The following is a 5,437-nucleotide window of genomic DNA, read 5'->3' as shown; positions in this document are numbered from 1 at the left end:
TCGACGATCGCCTTGGACCCGACGGGCTCCTGGTTGCCTAAACACTCACGACCGTCAGTCGCGCTCGATGAGGTGGCCTACCACGTCCGGGCCCGGGTGGGCGTGGCCGGAGCCGTCGCGGCGGACGTCGATCTCCGGCAACTCCACCGGGTCTCCGTTGCGGGCCGCTCCGGCTGGGCGGGGGCCGATCCAGGCCACCCTCAACGCCGTCTCGCCCTTGAGGAAACGCTGGGCCCGGACGCCTCCGGTCGCGCGGCCCTTCGCCGGGTACTCGCTGAACGGGGTCACCTTCACGCTCTGGCCCGTTGCCGTGATCACCAGCGGTTCGCCGTGCTCGTCGTCGTCCGTGCGGACCGCTCCGAAGAACACCACCGAGCCCGCGCCCACGTTCATGCCCGCCATGCCGCCGCCCTTCAGGCCCTGGGGGCGGACCAAGGACGCCGCGTACTTCAGCAGCGAAGCCTCCGACGACACGAACGCCAGCGTCTCCGAACCGTCCGTCAGCCACGTGGCGCCGACGACTTCGTCGCCGTCCTTCAGCGAGATCACTTCGAACTCGTCCGAGCGGACCGGCCACTCCGGCGCGCAGATCTTCACGACGCCGGCCCGGGTGCCGAGCGCCAGACCCGGCGAGCCCGCCGCCTGCTCACCCAGCGGCGCGATCCCGACGACCGTCTCGCCCTTCTCCAGCGGCACCAGTTCCTTCGCCGCCATGCCGCCACGCAGTGAGACCGTGCCCGCTTGCTCGGGCAGCACCGGCAACGGCAGGACGTCCGTCTTGAACGCCCGGCCGCGGCTGGTCACCAGGAGGATCTGCCCGCGGGCGGTTGTGTGGACCAGGGCCGCCACCGCGTCGTGCTTCACACGGCCGTTGCGGCGACGCGTCTCCGTCGCTTCCTCGGACTCGGCCGCCGTGCGGGCCACCAGGCCGGTCGCCGACAGGATCACCTGGCACGGGTCGTCCGCGACCTCCAGGGGGCCCGACGGCTTCGACGCGGCCAGGACCTCCTTCAGGTCACCGTCGATCAGGGCGGTGCGGCGCTCGGTCGGGAAGTCCTTCGCGATCTTCGCCAGCTCCGAGGAGACGAGCTTCTTCAGCACCGACTCGTCGTCCAGGATCTTGGTCAGCTCCGCGATCTCCTCGCGCAGCCGCTCCTGCTCCGACTCCAGCTCGAGGCGGTCGTACTTGGTCAGCCGGCGCAGCGGCGTGTCGAGGATGTACGTCGCCTGGATCTCCGACAGCTTGAAGCGCGTCATCAAGCCGTCCTTCGCGGCCTGCGCGTTCTCGCTTTCGCGGATCAGCCGGATCACCTTGTCGATGTTCAGCAGCGCGATCAGCAGGCCGTCGACCAGGTGCAGCCGCTCTTCGCGCTTGCGGCGGCGGTACTTGGTCCGCCGCGTGACGACGTCGTAGCGGTGCCGCAGGAATACTTCCAGGAGTTCCTTCAGGCCCAGGGTCTGCGGCTGGCCGTCGACGAGCACCAGGTTGTTGATGCCGAACGACTGCTCCAGCGGCGTGAGCCGGTACAGGTCGGCCAGCAGCGCCTGCGGGTTGACGCCGACCTTGCACTCGATGACCAGCCGCGTGCCGTTCTCGCGGTCGGTGAGGTCCTTGACGTCGGCGATGCCGGTGAGCCGCTTGGACTTGTTGACCTCGTCGGTGATCTTCTCGATCACCTTCTCCGGCCCGACGCCGTAGGGCAGCTCGGTGACGGTGATCGCCTGCCGCCCGCGGCTGCCTTCGAGGGGGCCGGTTTCGACGTTCGCGCGCATCCGGACCACGCCGCGGCCGGTCTCGTACGCGCGGCGCACCTCGTCCAGGCCGAGCAGCTTGCCGCCGGTCGGCAGGTCGGGGCCGGGCACGAACTCCATCAGCTTGTCGAGCGTCGCCGACGGGTGCGTGATCAGCCACCGCGCCGCGGCGATGACCTCGCCGAGGTTGTGCGGGATCATGTTGGTCGCCATCCCGACCGCGATCCCGGACGTGCCGTTGACCAGCAGGTTCGGGAACGCCGCGGGCAGCACGGACGGCTCTTCGAGCGAGCCGTCGTAGTTGGGCCGGAAGTCGACGGTGTCCTCGCCGAGCTCGCCGACCAGCTGCATCGCCTCGGGCGACATGCGGGCTTCGGTGTACCGCGAGGCGGCCGGGCCGTCGTCGGGGGAGCCGAAGTTGCCGTGGCCGTCGATCAGGGGGACGTTCAGCGAGAAGTCCTGCGCCAGCCGCACCATCGCGTCGTAGATCGCGACGTCACCGTGCGGATGGTATTTGCCCATGACATCGCCGACCACGCGCGAAGACTTGACGTACGCGTGCGTCGGGCGGTAGCCGTTCTCGTTCATCGAGTACAGGATCCGGCGGTGCACCGGCTTTAGCCCGTCACGCGCGTCCGGGAGGGCGCGCGAGTGGATGACCGAGTACGCGTACTCCAGGTAGGAGTCTTCGATCTCGGTCTTGAGCGAGTTGTCGAAGACGTGCGCACCGGGGGAGTCGAACGCGCTGGGATCGACCTTGGTGGTGGTGCCCTTGCGGCGTGCCACGGCAGAACTCCTTGGTAGCTGAGAAAACTTACGCGTCGATGGCTTCGCGGTCGATCCGGTCCGAAGAGGCGACCAGCCAGTTGCGCCGGGGCTCGACCTTCTCGCCCATCAACAGCTCCAGCGCGCCTTCGGCGGCTTCGACGTCGTCCATGGTGATGCGGCGGACCGAGCGGGTGGCCGGGTTCATCGTGGTCTCCCACAGCTCGTCGGCGTCCATCTCGCCGAGACCCTTGAACCGCGGCACCGGGGTGACGATGCTCTTGCCGGCCCGCTCCAGCTCGGCGAACTTCGTCTCCATCTCCTGCTGCGTGTACGTGAAGTGCGTCTCCGGGTTGCGGCCCTTCGTGACGAGCTTGTGCAGCGGCGGCATCGCCGCGTACAGCCGGCCGTCCTCGATCACCGGGCGCATGTACTTCGCGAACAGCGTGATCAGCAGGGTGCGGATGTGCGAGCCGTCGACGTCGGCGTCCGCCATCAGGATCACCCGGCCGTAGCGCATGGTCGTCAGGTCGAACGTGCGCCCGGTGCCCGCGCCGAGCACCTGGACGATCGACGCGATCTCGGCGTTCTTCAGCGTGTCGCCCAGCGACGCCTTCTGCACGTTCAGGATCTTGCCTCGCAGCGGCAGCAGCGCCTGGTACTCGGACACGCGCGCCATCCGCGCCGACCCCAGCGCGCTGTCACCCTCGACCAGGAACAGCTCGCTGCGGGAGACGCCGGTGGTGCGGCAGTCGACCAGCTTCGGCGGCATCGCCGCGCCCTCGAGGGCCGTCTTGCGCCGGGCGGCGTCCTTCTGCTGCTTCTGGGTGAGCCGGACGCGGGAGGCGTCGACCACCTTCTGCAGCACGACCTTGGCCTCGGACTTCGTCTTGCGATCCTCGGTCCAGGCCTTGACGTGCTTGTCGACGATGCCCTGCAGCACGCGGGTGATGCCGGCGGTGGACAGCTCGTCCTTCGTCTGCGACGTGAACTGCGGCTCCGGCAGCCGGACGTGGATCACCGCGGTCATGCCCTCGAGGACGTCCTCGATCGTCGGCATGTCCTCCTTGGGCTTGAGCAGCCCGCGGGTCTTGGAGATCGCGTCCTGCAACGCCTTCGCCATCGCGCGGTCGAAGCCGCGGCGGTGGGTGCCGCCGTGGACGTTGCGGATCGTGTTGGTGAAGCACTCGACCGTGCGCTCGTAGCCGGTGCCCCAGCGCAGCGCCACCTCGACCTCGGCGTGGCGCTCCACATTGGACTGCATGACGCCGGCGGCGTCGGCCGCGTTCTCCTTGTACGTGCCTTCGCCGGTGATCAGCAGCGTGCCGCAGACCGGCTTCTCGCCCGACGGCGTGAGGAAGTCGACCATGTCGGCCAGGCCGTGCGGGAAGTGGAAGGTCTCCTCGTTGATCGTGTCTTCGATCGCGGTGCGCAGCACGTACGTGACGCCCGGGACGAGGAACGCGGTGTTGCGCAGCTTCGACCGGACGCCTTCGACGTCGAGCGCCGCGCCCGACTCGAAGTAGCGTGCGTCGTACCAGTAGCGGATCGACGTGCCGCTGCGCTCGCCGCGCTTCATCTTGCCGGTGATGTTCAGCCCGGACCGGCGGGTGAACTTCGCCTTCGGGCCCGGCGCGTCGAACGTGCCGGGGACGCCGTGCTTGAACGACATCTGGTGGACCTTGCCGTCCTGCTTCACCGTGACGTCGAAGCGGTGCGACAGCGCGTTGACCGCCGAAGCGCCGACGCCGTGCAGGCCGCCGGAGGTCTTGTAGCCGGAGCCGCCGAACTTGCCGCCGGCGTGCAGCCGCGTCAGCACCAGCTCGACGCCGGACAAACCGGACTTGGCGTGGGTGCCGGTGGGGATGCCGCGGCCGTCGTCGTCCACCTGGACGCTGCCGTCGGCGTGCAGCGTGACGACGATCTTCGTCGCGTGGCCGGCGACGCCCTCGTCCGTCGAGTTGTCCACCACCTCGGAGAAGAGGTGGTTGATGCCCCGGCTGTCGGTGGAGCCGATGTACATCCCGGGTCGTTTGCGGACGGCTTCGAGACCCTCGAGATGCGTCAGGTCGTCGGCCCCGTACAAGGTCTCGGCAGTCACAGGGTCGTTCTCCCGGATCGTGGCTCGCGAAAGTGCTGGTGGTGGTGCGGACTCGCCTGCACCGTAGTGCAGGATATCCGCCACCCCCGACAACTTTCGCGCGCTCCCGCTCCCGGAGTGGCGTGCGCCGCCCGCTACCGGGGGTCGTAGCCCAGGTCGGGCCACAGGCCCAGCAGGGCTTCGATCTTCCGCGGGACCTGGAAACTGTTCCGGAAGTTCGGCTTCTCGCCGATCGCGGCGAGGGCCTTGCGGAGATCGCCGAACGCCGGTTTGGCGGCCGACTGCCGGGTCAGCACGTAGCAGTACGTCCGGCGGGGGTAGGCGAACTCGTCGATGTACGCCTGCAGGACGAGCCCGGGGGCTTCGATCCGCGACCCGACGAGGGGGCGGCCCTGCTTCTGGCTGTAGACGGGGATCACGTGCACGCCCGCGCGCAGCGTGCGCGGCGGGTCCTGGCCCTGGCCGTCGTCGGCCCAGAGCAGTTCGACCCGGAACGGCGATTCGCCGTCTTCACCGGGGTGGGTGTATTCGCGCTGCAGCTCCTCGAGCCGGTACGCGGCCTCGGCGTTCGGTTCGCCGCCTTCGACCAGGCTGACCAGGTAGAGCTCGGCCGGGCGCGGCCACGACGGGCGCGGCACGTCGGTGGTTTCGACGGTTTCGGCGGCTTCCGGCTCGGCTGCAACCGGTTCCGCGGTGGCGGGCTCGGTGGTGGCGGCCGTGGTTTCGGGTGCGCCGGCCTCGGCGGCCGGGAAACCCGCCTCCGGCTGCGCCGGGCGGGCGGGCTCGGCGGGCGACGGCACCGGGGACCCGGTGGCCGGG

At 69.6% G+C, this 5,437-nt stretch carries 2 protein-coding genes and 1 pseudogene; all 3 read right to left on the bottom strand.

The window, feature by feature from the left end:
- Positions 1–54 precede the first annotated feature (54 nt).
- On the bottom strand, positions 55–2,538 hold the full coding sequence (locus tag ACWEVN_RS46185) for a DNA gyrase/topoisomerase IV subunit A (protein ID WP_449686219.1): 2,484 nt from the start codon (positions 2,536–2,538) through the stop codon (positions 55–57).
- Positions 2,539–2,566: 28 nt separating this feature from the next.
- Positions 2,567–4,618 (bottom strand): DNA gyrase/topoisomerase IV subunit B, encoded by a 2,052-nt coding sequence (locus ACWEVN_RS46180; protein ID WP_449686220.1) that lies wholly within the window; start codon positions 4,616–4,618, stop codon positions 2,567–2,569.
- 134 nt (positions 4,619–4,752) lie between these two features.
- Positions 4,753–5,437: pseudogene (locus ACWEVN_RS46175) on the bottom strand (hypothetical protein); the annotation flags it as partial.

The sequence above is a fragment of the Amycolatopsis sp. NPDC003861 genome (assembly GCF_053605405.1).
The sequence above is the reverse complement of the archived record's forward strand: the minus strand, read 5'-3'. Positions and strand labels throughout refer to the sequence as shown.